24 protein-coding genes are annotated in these 19,217 nt (G+C 70.4%); 4 read left to right on the forward strand and 20 right to left on the reverse strand.

Features of this window, described 5'->3' with window-relative positions:
• Window positions 1–2: 2 nt before the first annotated feature.
• The 17 genes from ACLNGM_RS18175 to ACLNGM_RS18255 all read right to left on the reverse strand — a co-directional run bounded on the left by ACLNGM_RS18175 (window position 3) and on the right by ACLNGM_RS18255 (window position 10,977).
• A complete protein-coding gene (locus ACLNGM_RS18175) occupies window positions 3–446 on the reverse strand; it encodes a peptidase P60 (RefSeq protein ID WP_416356012.1) in 444 nt (147 codons plus the stop codon).
• The gene (locus ACLNGM_RS18180; protein ID WP_416356013.1) at window positions 443–1,315 is read right to left on the reverse strand and encodes a DUF2163 domain-containing protein; all 873 of its coding nucleotides are present in this window, start codon (window positions 1,313–1,315) and stop codon (window positions 443–445) included. Before ACLNGM_RS18180 ends, ACLNGM_RS18175 begins: the two co-directional genes overlap by 4 nt.
• Entirely contained in the window at window positions 1,312–1,944 is a 633-nt protein-coding gene (locus ACLNGM_RS18185) for a TIGR02217 family protein (RefSeq protein ID WP_416356014.1), read from the reverse strand. The genes ACLNGM_RS18180 and ACLNGM_RS18185 overlap by 4 nt, the downstream gene beginning before the upstream one ends.
• A gap of 2 nt (window positions 1,945–1,946) precedes the next feature.
• Window positions 1,947–2,543, reverse strand: a complete 597-nt coding sequence (locus ACLNGM_RS18190) for a phage tail tape measure protein (RefSeq protein WP_416356015.1) — start codon at window positions 2,541–2,543, stop codon at window positions 1,947–1,949.
• A 3-nt stretch (window positions 2,544–2,546) separates the two neighbouring features.
• Window positions 2,547–2,768, reverse strand: coding sequence for a phage tail assembly chaperone (locus tag ACLNGM_RS18195; RefSeq protein WP_244545820.1), 222 nt, complete (start codon window positions 2,766–2,768; stop codon window positions 2,547–2,549).
• On the reverse strand, window positions 2,765–3,100 hold the full coding sequence (locus tag ACLNGM_RS18200; protein ID WP_416356016.1) for a gene transfer agent family protein: 336 nt from the start codon (window positions 3,098–3,100) through the stop codon (window positions 2,765–2,767). The genes ACLNGM_RS18195 and ACLNGM_RS18200 overlap by 4 nt, the downstream gene beginning before the upstream one ends.
• A 1-nt stretch (window position 3,101) precedes the next feature.
• The gene (locus ACLNGM_RS18205; protein WP_416356017.1) at window positions 3,102–3,515 is read right to left on the reverse strand and encodes a phage major tail protein, TP901-1 family; all 414 of its coding nucleotides are present in this window, start codon (window positions 3,513–3,515) and stop codon (window positions 3,102–3,104) included.
• Between the two features lie 90 nt (window positions 3,516–3,605).
• Entirely contained in the window at window positions 3,606–4,016 is a 411-nt protein-coding gene (locus ACLNGM_RS18210) for a DUF3168 domain-containing protein (protein WP_294644779.1), read from the reverse strand.
• A gap of 228 nt (window positions 4,017–4,244) precedes the next feature.
• The gene (locus tag ACLNGM_RS18215; RefSeq protein WP_416356018.1) at window positions 4,245–4,577 is read right to left on the reverse strand and encodes a phage head closure protein; all 333 of its coding nucleotides are present in this window, start codon (window positions 4,575–4,577) and stop codon (window positions 4,245–4,247) included.
• Complete coding sequence (locus ACLNGM_RS18220) at window positions 4,577–5,122, reverse strand: head-tail connector protein (protein WP_416356019.1); 546 nt, start codon at window positions 5,120–5,122, stop codon at window positions 4,577–4,579. The genes ACLNGM_RS18215 and ACLNGM_RS18220 overlap by 1 nt, the downstream gene beginning before the upstream one ends.
• A 66-nt stretch (window positions 5,123–5,188) precedes the next feature.
• Window positions 5,189–6,442, reverse strand: a complete 1,254-nt coding sequence (locus tag ACLNGM_RS18225) for a phage major capsid protein (RefSeq protein WP_416356020.1) — start codon at window positions 6,440–6,442, stop codon at window positions 5,189–5,191.
• An 85-nt stretch (window positions 6,443–6,527) separates the two neighbouring features.
• Window positions 6,528–7,079 (reverse strand): HK97 family phage prohead protease, encoded by a 552-nt coding sequence (locus ACLNGM_RS18230; protein WP_090958234.1) that lies wholly within the window; start codon window positions 7,077–7,079, stop codon window positions 6,528–6,530.
• Complete coding sequence (locus tag ACLNGM_RS18235) at window positions 7,076–7,420, reverse strand: DUF6107 family protein (RefSeq protein ID WP_294644784.1); 345 nt, start codon at window positions 7,418–7,420, stop codon at window positions 7,076–7,078. The genes ACLNGM_RS18230 and ACLNGM_RS18235 overlap by 4 nt, the downstream gene beginning before the upstream one ends.
• Before the next feature lie 12 nt (window positions 7,421–7,432).
• Window positions 7,433–8,647, reverse strand: a complete 1,215-nt coding sequence (locus tag ACLNGM_RS18240) for a phage portal protein (protein ID WP_416356021.1) — start codon at window positions 8,645–8,647, stop codon at window positions 7,433–7,435.
• 40 nt (window positions 8,648–8,687) lie between these two features.
• Entirely contained in the window at window positions 8,688–9,980 is a 1,293-nt protein-coding gene (locus ACLNGM_RS18245) for a DNA-packaging protein (protein ID WP_416356022.1), read from the reverse strand.
• Window positions 9,980–10,357, reverse strand: coding sequence for a hypothetical protein (locus tag ACLNGM_RS18250; RefSeq protein WP_416356023.1), 378 nt, complete (start codon window positions 10,355–10,357; stop codon window positions 9,980–9,982). The genes ACLNGM_RS18245 and ACLNGM_RS18250 overlap by 1 nt, the downstream gene beginning before the upstream one ends.
• Window positions 10,358–10,476: 119 nt before the next feature.
• Complete coding sequence (locus tag ACLNGM_RS18255) at window positions 10,477–10,977, reverse strand: YcgN family cysteine cluster protein (RefSeq protein ID WP_416356024.1); 501 nt, start codon at window positions 10,975–10,977, stop codon at window positions 10,477–10,479.
• 223 nt (window positions 10,978–11,200) lie between these two features.
• Between ACLNGM_RS18255 and ACLNGM_RS18260 the strand changes: the two genes are divergently transcribed.
• The 4 genes from ACLNGM_RS18260 (at window position 11,201) to ACLNGM_RS18275 (ending at window position 16,161) form a co-directional block, all read left to right on the forward strand.
• A complete protein-coding gene (locus tag ACLNGM_RS18260) occupies window positions 11,201–13,309 on the forward strand; it encodes a transglycosylase domain-containing protein (RefSeq protein WP_416358486.1) in 2,109 nt (702 codons plus the stop codon).
• A gap of 46 nt (window positions 13,310–13,355) precedes the next feature.
• Window positions 13,356–13,943 (forward strand): DUF1214 domain-containing protein, encoded by a 588-nt coding sequence (locus tag ACLNGM_RS18265; protein WP_416356025.1) that lies wholly within the window; start codon window positions 13,356–13,358, stop codon window positions 13,941–13,943.
• On the forward strand, window positions 13,936–14,526 hold the full coding sequence (locus ACLNGM_RS18270; RefSeq protein ID WP_416356026.1) for a DUF1254 domain-containing protein: 591 nt from the start codon (window positions 13,936–13,938) through the stop codon (window positions 14,524–14,526). The genes ACLNGM_RS18265 and ACLNGM_RS18270 overlap by 8 nt, the downstream gene beginning before the upstream one ends.
• 591 nt (window positions 14,527–15,117) lie before the next feature.
• A complete protein-coding gene (locus tag ACLNGM_RS18275) occupies window positions 15,118–16,161 on the forward strand; it encodes a hypothetical protein (RefSeq protein ID WP_416356027.1) in 1,044 nt (347 codons plus the stop codon).
• Window positions 16,162–16,165: 4 nt separating this feature from the next.
• Here ACLNGM_RS18275 and ACLNGM_RS18280 read toward each other — a convergent pair whose 3' ends face one another.
• Genes ACLNGM_RS18280 through ACLNGM_RS18290 form a run of 3 tightly spaced genes read right to left on the reverse strand, consistent with a single transcriptional unit; the run spans window position 16,166 to window position 18,961 of the window.
• Window positions 16,166–16,501, reverse strand: coding sequence for a DUF1491 family protein (locus tag ACLNGM_RS18280; protein ID WP_416356028.1), 336 nt, complete (start codon window positions 16,499–16,501; stop codon window positions 16,166–16,168).
• Between the two features lie 8 nt (window positions 16,502–16,509).
• A complete protein-coding gene (locus ACLNGM_RS18285; protein WP_416356029.1) occupies window positions 16,510–17,319 on the reverse strand; it encodes a peptidoglycan-binding protein in 810 nt (269 codons plus the stop codon).
• Window positions 17,261–18,961 (reverse strand): sensor histidine kinase, encoded by a 1,701-nt coding sequence (locus tag ACLNGM_RS18290; protein WP_416356030.1) that lies wholly within the window; start codon window positions 18,959–18,961, stop codon window positions 17,261–17,263. Before ACLNGM_RS18290 ends, ACLNGM_RS18285 begins: the two co-directional genes overlap by 59 nt.
• Window positions 18,962–19,217 lie beyond the last annotated feature (256 nt).

Below are 19,217 nucleotides of genomic sequence, written 5' to 3' on the forward strand. Positions count from 1 at the left end.
GCTCAGTCCTCGTCGGGAAAGCGGAAGGTGGCCGCGATGCGTCCGGCCCAGCCGGGCGTCAGCGGCGACGAGAGGACCCACGCCCCCTCGTAAGCGTGAATGAGCCGCGGTCCGCTCGCGTCCGCTTCGTCCAGAATGCCGCAGTGTCGCGCCGGGCCGAGCGCTCGCCAGCGAAAGAGCACGAGATCGCCCGGCAAGCCCTCGCCCGGCGCGAGAGACCGGAAATGGCGTTGCGCAGCCGCAAGCAGCGGATCGCCTTGCCCCGTCTCGGCCCAGTCCTGGGAATACGGCCCCGGCGCCTCCGGCTCTCGTCGATAGAGCTCCCGCCAGACCCCGCGCACGAGACCGAGGCAGTCGCACCCGACCCCGCGCCGATGCCCTTGATGTCGGGAGGGCGTCCCGATGAAGCTGCGGGCCGCTTGCAGCGCCTGCTCTCGCCTGCTCACGGCACCACCGCCGATCCGTCGTGCAAGGCATCGCTCTTTGCGACAGCCAACGCGGCATCGGCGCCCGAAATGTGCGGGAAGCCCCGAAAGTTCAGCCCGTTGTCGAACCGTTCGCGACAGGTCGCAAAGCTCCGGTCGCAACCCGCCGTCAGTCGCGCCTCGTCGCCGGGTTGCCAGACCGGCGGCGCGCCCTCCACGAGGTCCACAAGGACAAGACCGTCCTCACCGACCCGTAGCGAGCGCACGCTCCGCGCCGGAACGGATCCGATCCGAAGCTGCCCCGAGCGGTACGGCTCGGGGTCGAATGCACCTAGACCATCGAGAACCACCGTCTCGGGCTCGACCGACGCGATCCGCCCGATGCGGGTCCAGGGTCCCATGTCCACCCGACAGCGCTCGTCGCCAAGCGCCGCATCGCAGCGCCGACGATAGTAGCGCCCCTGCTGCCGGTCCAGCCGCGCCGCGAGCCCGCGCAGTTCCACCGTCAACCCGACCTCGGTGCGCGTGATCTCTCCGAAATCGGCGACCTCCGTCAGGAGATGGTCTGCGGGCCGCTGCCAGTCGACCCGAAAAATCTCGACCCTCGCGCCGTCGAAAAGGCCCGCCGCGATCTCGTCCTCGCGGATCGCATCCGCCGACAACGCCGCCTCGATCCCTTGCGAGCCCGCGCCAAGTCCGAGCATCGTTTCCGCCTCGCCCGCAGTCCATCCGGTGCGAGCGCAGAACCGTGTCCCGTCGAACGTGAGGTCTTCGTCATGGTCGGTGAACCCCAGCACCCGACCGTCGCTGCGCGTCACGCGCCAGGCGTGGGCGAGCGTCGTTGCGGGACGGGCGAGCCGCGCGCGGAACTCCTCGGAAAGCCCGCTCACGGCCGCACCTCCACGAGGGGAATGGACGGAATGTCCCCCGCCTCGAAGGCGGCGATGTTGATCGACAGGTGATCCATGTCGAAGCGCACGGGCACGTCGAACTCGAAGCCGGCGGTCACGACCGCGCCCGGCATCGGAGCGACCGCAAAGCTCACCGTTCCCGCAGACGGATCGACGGAAAACCCTTGCCCAAGTTCGGCGCCATCGACACCGACCCGCACGCTGCCCGGCACCGGCTTGCCGATCGGCCGAACATACGCGTCGTCGTCCACGCCGTAGCGCTTCACCAGTTGGAACACCCGCGCCTCGCCGTCGCCGGTGCCGATGCGCTGGTCGAAGACGGTCGCCGCCCCGCCGCCCGGCGCCGACGAAAGGTCGAACGGATCGCGAAAGCGGAACCCGGTCAGCCGCCCGCGCCGCGCCTCGAAGAAGTGCAGCACAGCGACGAGGTCCTCGATGCTGCGCACGCCCGAGCCCGCGTCGTAGCGCCGCCAGGAATGGCGGGTGCGCTGGTTGCGGTTCTCGTATCCGTTCGACAGGCGCACGATGTCGGTCCGCCGCTCCGGTCCGCCCGCGGTTCCGAAGGCGACGCGCAGCGGAAACCGCTCCTCGCTGAAGGACGCGATCATGATCAGAGCCCCCTCTGCCCGCGCATCGCCGCGCGCGCGATCATCGCCTGGATCTGCACCTCGGCCCGCTTGAAGCTCGGCGCGTCCGGCGTCGTCACGTTGAAGACGATCGACGGCCCGCCGCGCGCCCCGGTTCCGCCGGGCGCCGCGACGCCCAGAGCCCCGTCCGGCCCGCGCCGCAGCGGCAGAATCGCCTCCGCCCCGGCCTCGCCCATCAGCCCGATCCGGCCGCCGCTCGGAAAGAAGGTCGGGGCCCGCACGACGCCGCCCTTGGCGAAGGGCACGATGCCGCCCGGCGCCGCCCCGCCCGCCCGAGCGAGCCCGCCGCCGCCGACCCTGGAGAGCACCTGCCCGAGAAGCCCGCCTGCCAGTTGCGTCAGCGGCTTCAGGGCGGCATCCAGCGCGATGGTCGAGATCCGGCCTCCCAGTTGCCGCAGCACGCCGTCCAGCGAGCGTCCCCCACCGGCCGCGCCCCGGAAGGCCGAGGTCAGCGCCGCGCCAAACGCGCTGGCGCGGGTCGAAAGATCGTTGAGCGCACGTTCGAAGCCGCCGGTATCGGCTTCGACCGAAATGCGCAGGGCATCCACCTCGTCCGCCATGTCTCACCTCGTGTCGGGAAAGCGTTGCATCAGGTCGTCGAGCCGGGCGCGGCTCGGCGGCTCGGTCATGGCCGCGAAGGGGCGAAGCGCCAGCGCCAGCTCACGCGGGCTCGCCCGCCACACCGCGTCCGGCGCGAGGTGCAGGACGCACACCGCGGTCGCGAAAAGCTCGTCCCAGGGAAAAGCCGCCGCGCCGGCCGTCGCGGGCAGCGCGGCGGCACTCAAGGGCGGGCGGTCGTCTCCTCCGGCCCGCCGAAGGCCGCAGCCAGTAGATCGGCCGCGATCCGCGCCGCGCCGGCCGCCCCGCCCTCGACGGCCATGGCCGCGACCTCCTCGTCGGTGGTGGCCGTTCCGCCCCCGCGCAGGCCCGCGCCGATGATCCGTGTCAGGTCGCGTGCCGACAGGCGTCCGCTGCCGAAGCGTTCGGCAAGGCTCGCGATGTCCTCGAGCGCGAAGGCGTCTTCCAGTTCGGCGAGCGCGCCGAGCGTGAGGCACAGCCGGTGCGCCCGCCCGTCCAGGACGGCCTCCACCTCGCCGCGGCGTCGGTTCACCGCCATCTCAGAGCACCGCGAACTGCAGCGCTCCGGCCGACTCCAGCGAGACCTCGAACGAGACCTCGCCGTTGTGCTCGCCGCCGTATTCCAGCGCCGTCACCTGGAACGGCCCCGTCACCGTGCCGAAGTCCGGGATTACCGCCTGAAACGCAGCCACGCGCCCCTCAAAGCACAGCCGGCGCAGCGAAGCGTCCGACGCCGCGTCCTTGAAGATGCCCGAGCCTGAGAGCGAGGCCCGCTGCACGCCTGCGCCGCCCAGAAGCTCGCGCCAGCGCCCGGCGCTCACGGCGTCGGTCACGTCGACCGTCTCGGCATTGAACGAGAGGCGCCGCGAGCGCAGCCCCGCCAGCGTCTCGAACGTGCCGTCCCCCTCCGCATCCGCCTTCAGGAGGAGATCCTTGCCCTTCTGTGCGCCCATGTCGTGCGGTCCTTCTTAGAATGGCGAAACGAAGAAGGGCGGCCCTTCCGGACCGCCCTTCGCGATGTTCGTCGTATGGATGTGGTGGTGTCAGGCCAGCGGCTCGGTCACCGCGCGAAAGCGCAGGATGCCGTGATAGGCCGGACTATCCGGCTCCTGCCGCGCTTCGGCGAACTGAAGCTGCAAGTTCACCAGCCGGTGGCCGGCCAGCGGCAGCGCCTGGTCGTGCAGCTTGTTCGAAACCACGTCCATGATCTCGTAGGTTTCCTGCTTCGACCCGCCCTTCGCCCAGACGTGCAGCGTCAGGATATGCTCCGCACCGTCCTCGGTCCCGGTGGACCAGTCCACGACCGCCGTGCGGCCGAGGGTCAGGTAGGGAAACGCTGCCCGCTCGGGCACGCGGTCGAAGACTTTCGGGCCGCCGAGCCGCGCCAGAAGCGCCGGGTCCTGCGTCAAGGTTGAAACGATGGTCGTCTGGAGTTCAGCGCTGGGATGCGCCATGGCATTCAGTCCTCTTCGCTCCCGGTATCACGAAATCAATACCGTATTACACATCGCGTGATAGCCTATCAGCGTCACCGCCGCCCGTTAACTTTTCGTCAGGGATCGTCCTTCGATGCTCGTCGTCCTCGAGCCGAGCCATGGCAACTCGCGATGCCTGCCGGCGCACGGCCTCCCGCATCCGTCCCGCAAGCGGCGCTTTCGCCAGCCGGACCTCCACCCGCGCGGTCACGCCTCCGCCTCGCAGCGACACACGAGATAGCGCCCCGTCTCGTCCGGGTCGTGAAGGGTGCGGATCACGAAGCGCCGCGACCCGACCCGGAAGGCCATGCCCCGGTCGAGACCGGGCCGCGCCCTGAGCGTCACCCGGTGCGTCGCCGTGCCGATCCGCTGCCCCAGCCGCAAGTCGCTCTCGACGGTCAGCGGCTCCAGCCGCACCGAGGTCTCGCCGACCTCGACCCAGCGGTCCCGCCCGCCGCCCATCGCATCCGGCACGATCTCGTTGCGTTCGATCGTCGCGCGATGGCGCAGGAGCCCCGCATCGATGAACTGCGGCGCCATCACAGGCCGACCCGGCGATAGGGCGCGAGAAGCCCGCGCACCAGCGGCGGCAGGTGGGCAGGCTGCATGGCCGGCGGCGCCGCGCCCCGCATCTCGTAGGAGACCGACACGAGGTGCAGCATGGCGAGCCTCAGCATGTCGGGTACGGCCGCGACGCCCATCTCCATCTCGATCTCGACGTCCCGCCCCGCCGCGCCGGTCAGGGCCGGCGGTAGCCGCAGCGCGCCGCCCGCACGCACGATCCGCACCAACGCGGGATCGACGTCCTGCGGCTCCCCCGCCTCGTCGAAGATCCGCGCCGCCGTCACCTCCCGCGCCGGCCCCTTCGACAGGGCAAGGTCCGGAAGCGGTGGGCCGTCGAGGCACAGCCGCATCGCGCGCGGTGCGAGCACCAGCCCCGTCCGCGCCTCGATCGTCTCGCGCGCGGCACGTACGAAGGCGGCGATCGCGGTGTCCTCATCCTCCCGTTCGACGCGGATATGCGCCTTGGCCTCGGCCAGCGTCACCGGCTCCGCCTCGACCGGCCCGTTCTCGATCCAGATCATCCCCAAACCTCTTGGCATGCTGAGACAAGGAAGGCCGGACCCCGAAGGCCCGGCCCACCGCCGCGATCAGGCCGCGAAGTTGAGGAGCTTGGCCGCGTCGAAGTCCTGGATGCCGCCGCCCACACGCTTGGTCGTGTAGAAGAGGACATACGGCTTGGCGCTGTAGGGATCGCGCAGCACGCGCACGCCCTGGCGATCGACAACGAGGTAGAACCGCCCGAAGTCGCCGAAGGCGATCGCCTTGGTTCCCGCGCCGATGTCCGGCATCGCCTCGGCCTCCACCACGGGGAAGCCCATCAGCGTCGCCCGGGCGCCCACGGCTGTCGGCGGCGCCCAAAGGTAGTTGCCGTCGCCGTCCTTCAGTTTGCGCACCGCGCTCTGCGTGCGCCGGTTCATCACGAAGCTCGCGTTCTGCCGGTAGCCCGCCTTCAGCGCGTAGATTAGGTCGATCAGCGCGTCGCCCGCCGCGCCGGCCAGGAAGCCGCCGTTCGCGCCGGTCGAGACCGTGCCGACGCTGCCCCAGGCAAACGCCGTCTCGGCCACCGTCGGATAGGTCATGAACCCCTTCGGCTTCGACACGCCGTCGCCGGTCACGAAGGCCGTGCCTTCCTGTGCCGCGAAGGCTTGCTCCACTTCCTCACCGATCCAGGCGTCGATGTTGACGGCCGCGTCGTCGAGCAGCGCGTTGGTCGCGGCCGGCATGGCGTAGAGTTCCATGGTCGGGAAGCTTAGTTCGGCGAGTTGCGGCGCGTTGGTCTGCGGCCGGGCGTCGGCCTGGCCGACCCAGCCGGTCTGCGCCCCGTTCACCGCGAAGGGCTTGCGCAGCACCGCCGACGAGACCGTGCGCACGCTCGCGATGCCGCGGATCGGCGAGACCGCCGCCAGCCTGCGGCCGATCTCCGTCTCCGTCTCGGCCGGCACTAGGAAGCCGCCGTCGGCACCGACGAGGCCCGACATCGCCTTCTCCTCGAGGCGACGCAGACGCGTCTCGTCACCGCCCCGCACATAGGCCTCGAAGGCGGAGCGATGCTCGCTCGGCTCGCCGCCGGCGGTCTCGGTGCCGCCGCCGGCCGGCGGACGCATGCCCTTCAGCACCAGCCGTTCCAGCCGCTTCTCCTGCTCGTCCATCGCCTTCGCGATGCGCTCGACCTTGTCGCCCGAAAGGACGTCGGCGCTCATGCGCTTCTCGATCTGCGACATTCGTTCGTCGTTGGCTTCGCGGAAGGCGTCGAAAGCCGTCATCAGCTCGTTCAGCGCCTCGGCGCCCTCGCGCCCACCGTTGGCCTTGGTCTCGGGCGCGCCCTGGTTGAAGGTCTGCATGTCGTCTCCTCAGGCTGGAAAAGGCGAACCCCGCGCCGGCAGGCCTGACACGGGGTTCGAGGAAGGTCGAAATGGGGAAGGAGCGTCAGGCGCCGACGGCAAGTCCCGGCCGCGCGATCCGCCGGGCCGCCTCGCGAAGGCAGCCCGCCCAGTCGAAGGCTAGGCCACGCACCTCGCGCACCCGCGCCGCGTCCTGCATCGGAAAGGTCACGAGCGAGATCTCCCAGAGGTCGATATCGGTCAGGAGCCGGCGCGCCGCGTCCCGCAGCGGCTGGGCGCGCCGGGTGCGGAAGCCGATCGACAACCCGTCGATCGCCCCGCCTCGCAGAAGCGCCAGCGCCTCGCGCCCGCGTCGGCTGCCGAGTTCCAGCTGGCCTTCGGCATAGAGCCCGCGGGCGTCCTCGCGTAAAACCGTCCAGCGGCCGATCGGCTCGCCGGGATCGTGCTGCCAGAGCATTCGAACGCCGGCCGCCGTGCGCTCCTCCAGCGAACGCGCGAAGGCCCCGCGACGGATGCGGTCGCCGGCCCGGTCGGTCCGCTCGAAGAGGCTCGCATAGCCGCGGATCAGCCCCGTCTCGTCCTCGTCAGCCACGGCCGCAAGCGGCACCGTGCGTTTGATAGAAGGCACCCGCGTCATGATTGCCCCTTTCGCGCCGGCCGGACCCAGAGCCCCTCGGCAAACCGCTGCAAAGCGCCGAGGGCCCACCAGGCCGACAGGCTCACCGCCGCCGAGCCGATCAGCAGGAGCTCGGCCGCTCCGACCCGCCCGCCGAGCGCCAGATGGTCGCCGAGCGCGATCCCCGCCGGCCCGCCGAACACGACGCCCGTCACGGCCCCGGTCAAGAACCGCGCCATCGCCTCGCGCCGGCCGTTCGGCAGGAGGTAGGCGATCGAGATCACCGAACCGCCGACCGCGCCCGCCAGCTTGGCGCCGAACAGCGCCAGCGGGGACGCCACGTCCCCCGTCATCGTATCCATGAAATTCCCCCGTTACCCCGCCGCGCGCCGCCCGCGCGGCCCGTAGCCCACCGCCTCACGCTTCTCGTCCTCGTCGAGGAAGCCTGCCGCGCCGACCCGCGACCACAGTGCCTCGCGCTCGACCGAAAGCCCCTCGATCCGGTCGGCGTCGAAGCCGAGCCGAAGGTCTCGCCCGCCCTCGAAGAAGGGCCCGAGCCAGTTGCCGAGCGCGCCGGACAGGCGCGACACCAGCGGCAGGACGGTCAGCCGCAGCAGCGCCCGGTTGGCCTCGGCGTAGTTGGCGTAGGTGGCGTCGCCCGGGATGCCGAGCAGCATGGGCGGCACGCCGAAGGCGATCGCCACGTCCCGCGCCGCGCCGTTGCGCGCCTCCATGAAATCCATGTCGCGCGGGCTCAGCGCCATCGCCTTCCAGTCGAGCCCGCCTTCCAGAAGCATCGGCCGCCCGGCGCGCGCTGCGCCCGCATAGCCGCTTTCCAGTTCCGTCTTCAGCCGCTCGAACTGGTCACCCGTCAGGTTGCCGCCGTCGCCGGGCTGGTAGACCAGCGCGCCGGAGGGCCGGGCCGAGTTGTCGAGCAGCGCCTTGTTCCAGCGCGTCGCCGCGTTGTGGAGATCAAGCGCCGTCTGCGCCGCGCCGACCGGCGCGAACCCGTCGGCCTCGCTCAACGGGTGGAACAGCCGGATCGCCAGCACCCGTGCCGGCCGCTCGCCGTCGCCTTCCAGCGCGATGCGCCGGACGCGCCCGCCCACCCGCTGCTCCACCGCCTCCGGCCAGCCGTCTGCCGACGACATCGTCCGGATCTGGTCCGGCCGCAGCGCGTGAAGCTGCCGGGGCCGCTCGTCGAGAACGCTCGCCTCGACATGCGCCGCGCCCGAAAGGAGAAGATGCCCGACCAGCGTCTCGATCAGCGCCGGGCCATCCTGCAATCCGTTCGGCTGGCGCAGGAGATCGAGCAGCGGATGCGTCTCGACCTCGCGCCGCCCTTCGTAGAGAACGAAGGGTACCGCGGCCGTGGTCTCGGCGATCAGCCGGACGCAGCGATAGACCAGCGGATTGCGCATGAAGCCGGCGCGCGCCAGCGACCCGTAGGATCGCTCCGTCCAGTCCGCCTCGTCCGCCGCACCCGCGAACACCAGCGCCCCGCCGCCGGCACCCGAGCGCACCTCGGGCGCACCCGCCGAGGCAGGCGCCAGCCCCGCCAAAGCCTTCAGCCTCGTCGTCAAACCCATCTCATGTCTCCGTTGAACGGAATGCGTTAAGCGGCTGGCGTCACAGCCGTCGAATGCGCGGCTCGCAGCGCGGGTGGCTGAGCGCCGTCACCGCCCAGACCATCGCGTCCAGCCGGTCCGGTGAGCGGCCGTTCGACAGGCCGTCCGTGCCGAAATCGCAAAGCTCGTCCTCGAGTTCGGCAAAGCTCCCCGCGTGGCGCACGCGCCCCTGCTCGTAGAGCGCGGCCACGGGCTCAGCCCGCACCCACTTGCCCCGCGTCGCCCGCACGCTCGACACCGGCACGTCGGGCGCCACCGCCCGCAGCACCGCTTCCACCATCTCGCCGCCCTGGTTCACCTCGGCGACGATCCGGTCGGCTTCCAGTTCGCGATAGAGGCTGACCGCCGCGCCCGCCCATTCCGGCGGCTTCAGCCCGCGTCGGCTCCGGTCCGCCAGAACGTAGATCGTCCCGTCGCCGGCGAGCCCCGCCGCCACGATGCCGCAGGCGTCCGAAGCCTGGCCGGAGGACGCCGGCGGGTCCACCGCCACGACGATCCGGTTGAGGTCGGGCGCGACGCGCACCCGCAGCCGGTCGATCGCCGCCCGGTCGAACAGCGCGTCCTCGCGCGCCTCGATCATCTCGCCGTCGAGCTCCCGTCGTGCCAGCCGCGACCCGCCGTAGCGCGCGTCCATCGCCGCCACGAAGCCGGCGGCGAGATTGCCCGCGTTCTCGGCGGTCCGCATCCGGGTCACCGCCGTTCCCACCTCGGCCATCAGCCGCCTGAGGATCGGCACCGCGCGCGGCGTCGTCGTCAGCACCATGCGCGGGCGCGTCCCCAGCCGCAGCGCCAGTTGCAGGTTGTCGAAGCAGCCCTCCGCGTGGGTCCACTTCGCCAGCTCGTCGCCCCAGGCCGCATCGAACTGGTAGCCGCGCAGGGCGTCGGGGTCCTCCGAGGAGAACACCTGCGCCACCGCGCCGTTGGAAAAGACCAGCCGCCGGCGCGACGCCTCGAACACGGGCCGCGTCTCGTAGTCGAGCGCCCTCAAGCCGCTTTCGCCCTCCACCATGACCTCCCGCGCGTCGCCGAGCGTCTCGGCCACCAGCGCGATCCGCCCGTGGACGCAAGCGCCGATCGGCGCCTCGCCGAGCGCCATCGCCCGCACCCATTCCGCACCCGCCCGCGTCTTGCCCGAGCCCCGTCCGCCCACCAGCAGCCATTGCCGCCAGTCGCCCGGCGGCGGAAGCTGCGCCGGCCGCGCGCAGGCGGCCCAGGGCGGCATCGCGCCCCGCAGCACATGCGCCGGCTGCCCGTCCAGCGCCCGCTCGACGTCCTGCCAGAACGCCTCGGCCATCAGACGGCCGCCTCGGCGGGCGCCAACGCCTCGAACAGCCCGGCCGCCCCGCCACGCCGCGCGTCGATCGCCCGCAGGCGCTTCAGCATCTCCGCGCGCAGGGCGTCGGCTTCGGCCGTGTCCTCGCGCCGGCCCGTTTCGCGCGACAGCGCTTCGAGCCGGCGCAGTTCCAGGAGCTTTTCCAGCGTGCGCGTCAGCTGCGAGATCGCCTCGACCCGTGCCTTCGCCTCGCCCGCGCGCTCGGCCGTCGTCTTCTTCGGCACCGGCACGCCGGGCGTTTCGGCCACCCGCCGCGGCCGCTTCTCCAGCGCCGAGACCTCGGCGGTCAGCGCCGCGAACAGTCGCTCCGACAGGAGCGTGTCGTCCGGCTTCCCCATGCCACCCCGCTTTCCGGAAACGCAGAAGGCGGCCGTCCCTGCCGGGAAGCGACCGCCTTCGAAGCGCACCAATTCGACTATGCCTGAACCCTACATCGGCACCGTCACGCAGTCAATGACTATTTTCCTAATTCAGACGATTTTCCTATTTTGGATTGATCGCCTTCGCCGGGATCGTCGCCCGGCCACGCGGCGAGGTGGTCCTCGTAGTCCTCCGGCTCCATCCCCTCCTCGCTCACCGTGCGCCCCCGCACCGAAACGCCCGCCTGGTGCACCGTGTCCGGATCGCCCGACACGAGGTGGTGCCACCAGTAGAGCGGCCGGCCTTCCGCGATCAGCCGGTAGCCGCAGGACGGCGGCAGCCAGGCGATCGAGCGGACGAGATCGGGGTCGAGCGTCACGCAGTCCGGCACGCTCGCATGCCGGTTCTCGTAGTCGGCGCAGCGGCAGCTCGCGCCGTCCAGCATGTGGCAGGCGACGTTGGTCCAGATGATCTCGCCGGTGTCCCAGTCCTCCAGCTTGTTGAGGCAGCACCGGCCGCAGCCGTCGCACAGCGACTCCCACTCCTCCGCCGTCATTTCGTCGAGCGATTTGCGCGCCCAGAAGGGGGTTTCGTTCATCTTGCTCTGCGATCCATGGAACCTGTGGGCCGCGCCTCGGAACCGCCCATATACGTCTGCATTGGATGGCCTTTCGGGGCCGACGATGCCGACGGCTGATTGTCTCGCCGACAGGTTCTTGTAAGATGGTTCGACGCGTCGAAGCGGCGCGCCGGGGGATGGGCTGACCGTGCCGAAACTGTTTTCGTCCAAGCCGAAGGGGCGGCGCGCTCCATCCCGACTGATGGAAGTCGATGCTTGGCTGGATACCACGCTCTGGCGTCTTTTCCATGGCTTTTCCGGCGCTTGGGAAAGCGTCACCATCGCATCCCGCCGCTTTCGCGTGCGCGGCTTCAACCGCGCCGTCGTGGAGCTCTGCTGCGAGACGCTGACGATCGGCCTCGCCGGCTTCATCGTCCTCCTCGTCCTCGCCCAGCCGGCCATGAAGAAGACCGTCGCCGGCCTTCCCCAGCAGGCCGACTATTCCGTCCTCTTCCTCGACCGGCACGGCAACGAGATCGGCCGGCGCGGCATCCTCAAGGCCGACGCCGTTCCCATCGACGAGCTGCCCGACCACTTCGTCAAGGCGGTGCTCGCCACCGAGGATCGCCGCTTCTTCGAGCACTGGGGCATCGACTTTATCGGCCTCGGCCGCGCGCTCGGCCAGAACGCGCGCGCCGGCGGCGTCGTGCAGGGCGGCTCGACGCTCACCCAGCAGCTCGCCAAGAACGTCTTCCTGTCCAACGAGCGCTCGCTGGAGCGCAAGGTCAACGAGGCTTTCCTGGCGCTCTGGCTCGAGGCCAACCTCACCAAGCGCGAGATCCTCGGCATGTATCTCGACCGCGCCTACATGGGCGGCGGCGCCAACGGTGCGGCGGCGGCGGCCGAGTTCTATTTCGGCAAGAACATCTGCGACGTGAACCTCGCCGAGGCCGCGATGCTCGCCGGCCTGTTCAAGGCGCCGACGCAGTACGCACCCCACAACAACCTGCCCGCCGCCCGCGCCCGCGCCAACGTCGTGCTCAGCGCCATGGTCGATTCCGGCTTCATGACCGAGGGCCAGGTCGTCGCCGCGCGCCGCCATCCCGCGACCGCGGTCGATCGCTCCGTCATCAAGTCGCCGGACTACTTCCTCGACTTCGCCTTCGACGAGATCCAGCGCATCGCCGCCGACCTGCCGCAGCGCACCTTCGTCGCCCGCACGACGATCGACATGGGCCTCCAGCAACTGGCCGACGAATCCGTCGACTTCCACCTGCGCCAGTACGGCAAGACCTTCGGCGTCGAGGAAGGCGCGATGGCGGTGATCGCCGACGACGGCGGCGTCGTCGCCATGGTCGGCGGCCGGGACTACGGCCTGTCGCAGTTCAACCGCGCCACCCGCGCCCTTCGCCAGCCGGGCTCCTCGTTCAAGGCCTACGTCTACGCGCTCGCCATGGAGAACGGCCACAAGCCGACCGACATGGTCGTCGACGGCCCGGTCAGCGTTGGCAACTGGTCGCCCCAGAACTACGGCCTGAAATACGCCGGCCGCCTGCAGATCCAGGACGCGATGGCCCGATCGCTTAACACGGTCGCCGTCAAGCTCAGCCAGGAGAAGGGCGCCGGCCCCGGCAAGGTCGCCGAACTCGCCCGTAACATGGGCGTCGAGACCCCGCTGCGCGGCGACAAGACCATCGCGCTCGGCACCAACGAGGTGACGATCCTCGACCAGGCGACCGGCTATTCCGTCTTCCCGGCCGGCGGCCTGACGTCGAACCGTCATGCCGTCCAGCAGATCACTGACGCCGAGGGCCACGTCCTCTGGGATGCCGAGCGGGACATGCCGCCGCGCCGCCGCGTCCTGTCCGAGCAGGCGACGAAGAGCATGAACCAGATGTTCGTGCGCATCCCCGAGGTCGGCACGGCCCGCCGCGCCCGCCTCTCGATGACGCGCGCGGGCGGCAAGACCGGCACGACGCAGAGCTATCGCGACGCCTGGTTCGTCGGCTTCACCGGCAATTTCACCGCCGCCGTCTGGTTCGGCAACGACAGCTACAAGCCGACCAACAAATTGACCGGCGGCGGCCTCCCCGCCATGACCTGGCAGCGCTTCATGGAGGCGGCGCATCAGGGCATCGAGCTGCGGCCTATCCCCTATATCGACGACCCGATCCCCGCCCCCGGCTCGATCGACGTGCCCAAGCCCGAGGGCGAGGACGCGCCGCAGATCGCCCGCCCGGCGCTGATCAACAACAACACGCGGCGCATCCTGTCCGACCTGGAACTTCTGCTGACGACCCTGCCGCCGTCCGCGCCCGAGAAGTTCGCGTCCACCCAGCCCGACGGCGCGACGCCGAGCGTCAGCCGCTGACGGAACGCCTCTGGCGCGCCGGCCGGATCGGGGTCATACACCGCCCATGCGATTTCTCGTCCTCACCCTCCTCGCCATCGGCGTCGCGCTGGGCCTCGGCACATGGTCGGCCGCGCGCATGCTCGAGAGCTACGAGGGCGCGGACATCCAGATCGTCGGCCCGTGGCATGCCAACCGCACCGCCGGCTCGCCGACGGCCGATCCCTATTCCAAGGCCCGCCTCGCCCGCTCCGGCGACCTGACGCTGGGTCTCGGCGAAGGCGTGGCCTTCCAGGCGCGCGTCGACACGCAGGGGCGCGAGCTTCGCCGCGAATGCGACTACCGACTGGAGGGCGCCTATCCGCCCGCCCGGATCGCGACGCTTTCGGCTTTCGATTTCGCCGGCCAGCCGATCCCGGTCGCGGAAGGCCGCCCCTCCCATCTCGTGTCGCTGAACTGGATGCGCTCCGACGACAACCGCGCGCTGGTCTCGGTCGGTCCGCGCGCGCAGCCAGGCAACTGGCTGGCGGTCGAGGGCAATGGCGGCTACGTCCTCGCCCTCACCTTCTACGACACCCCGATCTCGACGGACATCGGAGCCGCGCCTATCGCCATGCCCTTCATCGTGCGCACCGGCTGCCTCGTCGATGGGTAAGCTTTTCCTCGCCGTCCTCGTCGGGCTCGTCGGCGCGGCGATCATTCACATCGCCATCATCTTCTCGATCCCGATGCAGGCCGAGAACGACGCGTGGGCGCGCCTTGCGCGCTTCGGCGACCTGTTTTCCGTCGTACGGGTAGCCGACCTTCCAGGCACCTCCGGCGCGCAGCCGGCCGCGACGGCCTTCGCCTTCATCGATCCGGCCTTCATCGACGTCGCCTGCCGCTTCTCGCTGGAGAACGGCCCGGCACGGTTGACGGCCGAGGAGCGCACCGGTTTCTGGACCGCCTCGGTCTACGCGCGCAACGGCGACAACCTCTTCAGCATCAGCGAGCGGGTGGCGCTGGAAGGCGCGCTGGATCTCCTGATCGGAACCCGCGAGCAGCTGGATCTCGCGCGGGTCGAGGGAAGCGAGTTGCCGGACCAGACGGTGTCGGTCGAACTGCCGACGGACGAAGGCTACGTGATGGTCCGCTCGCTGGTCGACAGCGAAAGCGAGCGCCCCTTCGTCGATCGCTTCGTGCGCTCGATCGCCTGCCGTCCGGCCACCGACGAGGAAGCGGGACGCCCCGCGGGCTGACGCGAGAAGGAGCCGGGACAAATCGGGCTATCGTCAATTCGGGAAGACCGCCGCCGCGCCGCAGGCACGCCGAACGAGGCTTGCCCGGACTGATGGGATCGGCTCAGGCCGTAAGATCCTGCAGCAGCGGATCGTGGGTCAGGGATACGTTCAGGCTTCGCCTGGCAGCCGGTCCCTCGCGAGCCTCGATCCGCTCGTATCGCACGCATGGCAGGATCAGCACGTCGCCCGTTCGTTGGAATGGTTCCGCTTGAGTCCTGCGGGTTTCGTCCCGCCTGGGGACGACGAGTCTCAGCACGTTGGTCATTTCTCGCCTCCTTCCCGAATCCGCGTTTCGGTCGCGGGAAAGTATCGGCGTGGCAACCCGTTCCCTGAAACGCCACCCGAGGGTCGTCCCGTCGTCTTTCCCGAGGCGCAATATCGCGTCCACGCCTTGTCCGGCGCTGACCGCCGGTTGTGCGTTCGCACCTTGCGGGTGCGAACCAGGAAGGTCAGGCGCGGGCAGGGTTCGCAGGGTTAACAGGTTGCTAAGGGATTGCGTCTAATCCTGTCGAACGGCCGGACACCACCCGCACATTCGCCTGGAGCCCCATGAAGGACGCCGCACCGCGGATCTTCCGATCCCTCGAACGCCAACCGGCCCAGCAGCAGTTCGACACGGTCGTCACCGCCGCCATCACGGCCTACGGCGCGCTGCGCCATCCGACGCAGCGCCAGGCCGACGACATGGCCCGCCTCGTGGTGCCGCTCTGGGGGCGCATCGGGTCCGAGACGCGGCGCAACGCCGCGGCCGCCCTGTCGCACTCGGCTCGCGTGCCGCGCTCGCTGGTCGATCTCCTCGTCGCCGAACCGATCGAAGTCTCCGCACCCTTCCTGATCTCGAGCCCGGTGCTCGAGGAGCGCGACCTCGCGCATCTGCGTGCGACCGGGGACGAGCGCGTCGCGCGCCTTCTCGACAACCGCACACGGCGCGCCGAGGGTCCTGCGCCCGCCCCCACCATATCCGCTCCGGCGGTAGCCGAGATGGCAGCGGCCGAACCCGCCGCAGCGGCAGCGACCGCCGCGCAGCCGGACAGCCCGTCGCTTGCGCCCGAATTTCTCGCCGAGACCCCGCTTCTCGAGCCGGTCGCGTCTAAGCGCCGTCAGGGTCCGTCCGTCGACGGCGTGCGCGAAGCGCTGCGACGTCTGGCATTGACCGGTCGGACCGCGCCGCAGGTGCAGCCCGTCGACACGGAAGCGCTGCTGCTTCTCGCGATGGAGCGGCAGGAAGCCGCGTTCTACGACATGCTATCGCAGGCGCTGCCGATCGACGGCCGTACCGTCCTCGAAATCGCCGCCGACCCGACCGGCGAGCGCCTCGCCGTCGCCCTCAAGGCGCTGAAGACCCCGTCGGCCGACGCGATGAGCATCATGATGATGCTGAAGCCCGCGGTCGGGCTCGAGGTCTTGGCCTTCGACCGGCTGGCGCTGTTCTACCGCACCCTGAAGGTCGAGGACTGCCGGTCGATGGTGAACGCGGCGCGCCTCCAGCCGGCCGCACGGGCCGCCAGCGAGGGCATTCGCTCCTTCGAGCCGGGACGCCGCGAGTTCGGGCGTCGCACCGAGCGTCCCGCCCCGCGCGAGGCGCAGGGCTGACGCCTCAGTCCGCGGCCACGATCGTCATGTAGCGATCGGGCCGATCGGTCTCGATCTCCACCACCCAGAAATCCGGGTCGAAGCGGGCTTCGCGCGCGAACCGCGCGTCGAGCGCCGCCTCGTTGGTCACGGCCTCCGCCACGAAGCGACGGTCGCCCTTTTCGTCGGCCATGGATTGCGGCGCGGGCCCGAACAGGCGGATTGCGGCGTCGCGCTCGCGCAGCACCACGAACACCGCGCCCGCCGCATCCGCGCCCCGCCGCATGACGGCGGCGAACCCGCCATCGGCAAAGACGCGGCGCACGAGGTACGCCGCGAACATCTCGCTGGTCAGTCGCATGGTGCTCGTCAGTTCGCAGCCGACAGGGAGCGCAGACGGTCCAGCACCTCCTGCGACGGCTCGCCGGTTACGTCGAGGCTTTCGAGCGCCTGGAACGTGCGGATGGCCGCCTTGGTCCGTTCGCCGAGGATGCCGTCCGGCTTCAGGTCGGCCACCCTCGCGTCTGCGAGGCCGGCCTGGATCTGGCGCACGAGATCGCTGCCGCCCCCCACCGAGGCGTCCGATGCGGTTCCGGCGGCTTCGAGGCTCGCGACCTGCGTCGGGTCAATCTCCTCGGCATGTCCGGCGGCGCGGATCTGAGTCAGGAGAAGCGGGGTCGCCATGCCGTCGACGCGCAAACCCCGTTCGGTCTGGAAGGCGCGGATCGCCATATCGGTCGCCTGCCCCGCGCGCCCGTCCACCTCGGCCTTGTAATAGCCCTGCTCGGCCAGAAGCGCCTGAACCTCGCGAACAAGCGGAAAGGCGACGATGCGCGGATCGTTGCCGATCGGTCGGGGCGCGGACTTTTCGGCCGTCCGGACGCCGGACGCCGGCGCGGCGGCGGGCGAGACGTCGCGCGTCACCAGCATCGGATGGCGGTGCGGTCCGGCCTGCCGGTTCAGCGCGTTGTCCGCGACGAGCCCGGCCGAGATCGAGAACACGGCGATGCCGCCGAACAGCGCGGGTCGCGCCGCCACGATGCGCGCGCCGGTCATCAAACCGGCGAGCGAGGCTCGCAGGATGCCGAGCGCGATCGTCCCGGCCAGACCGCCGCGCGGCTTACGCCGAGCGGCGGGCTTGCGCGTCTTGGCGGAGGGTGCTGGTTTTCTTGCGGGCATCGGTCAACGCTACGATATTTTCGGAATGGGTTCGGTCGGCCTGGATCCGGTCGGCGCAGTCGGTCGGGATACGGACGGTCACGGTGGTGCCGCGATCGGGCTGGCTGCGGATGTGCAGGTTGCCGTGGTGGAGTTCCGCGAGCCCCTTCACGAGCGACAGGCCGAGCCCGGTTCCCTGATAGCGCCGCGTGGCCCCTTGCGACAACTGCACGAACGGCTGGGCGAGGCGCCCGATGTCGGCCTCCGCGATGCCGATACCGGTGTCGCTGACCGTGAAGGTCAGGAAGTCCGGGTCCTGCGCCGCCGTCAGGCACACCGTCCCGCGATCGGTGAACTTCACCGCGTTGCAGAGGAGGTTGACGAGGATCTGGCGGCAGGCATGCCCGTCCGCAGTGACGCTCTCGCCGGCGGCCGGCGCGCGCACCACGAGCCGCAGCCCTTTGCGATCGGCCTCGCCTCGGACCATCTCGGCCGCCGCCTCGACGACGTCGGACAGGCTGAAGTCCTGAAGCTGGAGCTCGTAGCGCCCGGCCTCGATCTTCGACACGTCGAGAAGCCCGTTCACGACGCCGACGAGATGCTCGCTCGAGCGACGGATCAGCCCGACATACTCCTTCTGCCGCGGGTCGGAAAAGCGACCGCAGAGTTCCTGGTCGAGCATGTCGGCGAACCCGACGATGGCGTTGAGCGGCGTGCGCAGCTCATGCGAGACCGTGGCGATGAAGGCGGCCTGGCGTGCGTCCACGGCGGACGCGGCCGGCGGGGCGCACAGGGCACCCGGTTCGCGGATGCGCACGGCCACGAGAACGCCCGTCCCCTCGCGCACCGGCTCAAGCCGGAGCGTCGCGGCGCGGAAGGTCTCGCCAGAAACGCGAAGGCGCAGGCTCAGCATGCGGGCGTCGCTGCCGGCGCGCAGGTCGTCGAGCCCCCTGAGGTAGGCGATGCGGTCGAGAAGATGCAGCTGCGACACGAAGCTGTCGGCCGCCGCATCCGCCGCGACCACGGCGAGGAGATCGGTATCGCCTTCCGTTGCGGTCGCGCCCCGCCTGCCGAACGCGCGGCGGCAGAACACGAAGGTCGCGTAGGAGGCGCAAAGCGGCAGGGCCACCGTATAGCCGGCGAAGCCCTGGCCCGCCGGGCCCATCCCATGCAACGACAGAAAACCGGTCAGCCCGAAGGCCGCGAGCATCGCCGGCATCATCAGCCGCGCGCGCAGGCGGGCGCCCGCGGTCCAGGCTTCTATCGGGCCGACCGCGATCAGCGCCAGCGGCCACAAGCTGTCGAGTGACAGGGCGAGGATCCCGACCAGCACGGAGGCCGCCAGATGTAGGCCGGCGAGCACGAGGTCGAGGTCCATGCGCGCGATCAGCGCGGCGGCCAGCGCCAGGCAGACGACGGCGACGCCGAGAAGAACCGGCAGGATCAGGGTCCCGACCGGCATGACCAGGGTCAGCGGCGACAGGACGGCGATCCCGAGCCCGGAGGCGATCATGCCCGCAGCCAGGCGCCGCACGACGCGCGGAAGCGGCGACGCGCCGCCGGTTGCGCCGACCATCTCCGCCATCCGGTCCAGCCCTGCGGCCAGACCGCTTCCGAAGTCGGCCGATCGTCCGGTGTCCCGGCTGTTTCGCGACTGCGTCATCACTCATCCACAAGCGGCGGTCCGATCAACGGGCCCGTCATGGGCCCTGCGAACCGTCAAACATCTTGGACGGAGCTTGGCCCTTAACCTTTTAAAGAAGCCATAAGCCGAGCGCAGGCGACCCGTGGCAGCCCCGCCGCACCCGCAGAAAAACCGGGGCATCCAACCTCGATCGCGACTTATGTTGAACGAACGATTACCGATCGATCTCCCATACGGATCAGTATCTTACACCAGCCCTCTTCCGCGCCGACGG

The organism is Aureimonas phyllosphaerae (genome assembly GCF_047943035.1).
GTDB classification, from domain to species: Bacteria; Pseudomonadota; Alphaproteobacteria; order Rhizobiales; family Rhizobiaceae; genus Aureimonas; species Aureimonas phyllosphaerae.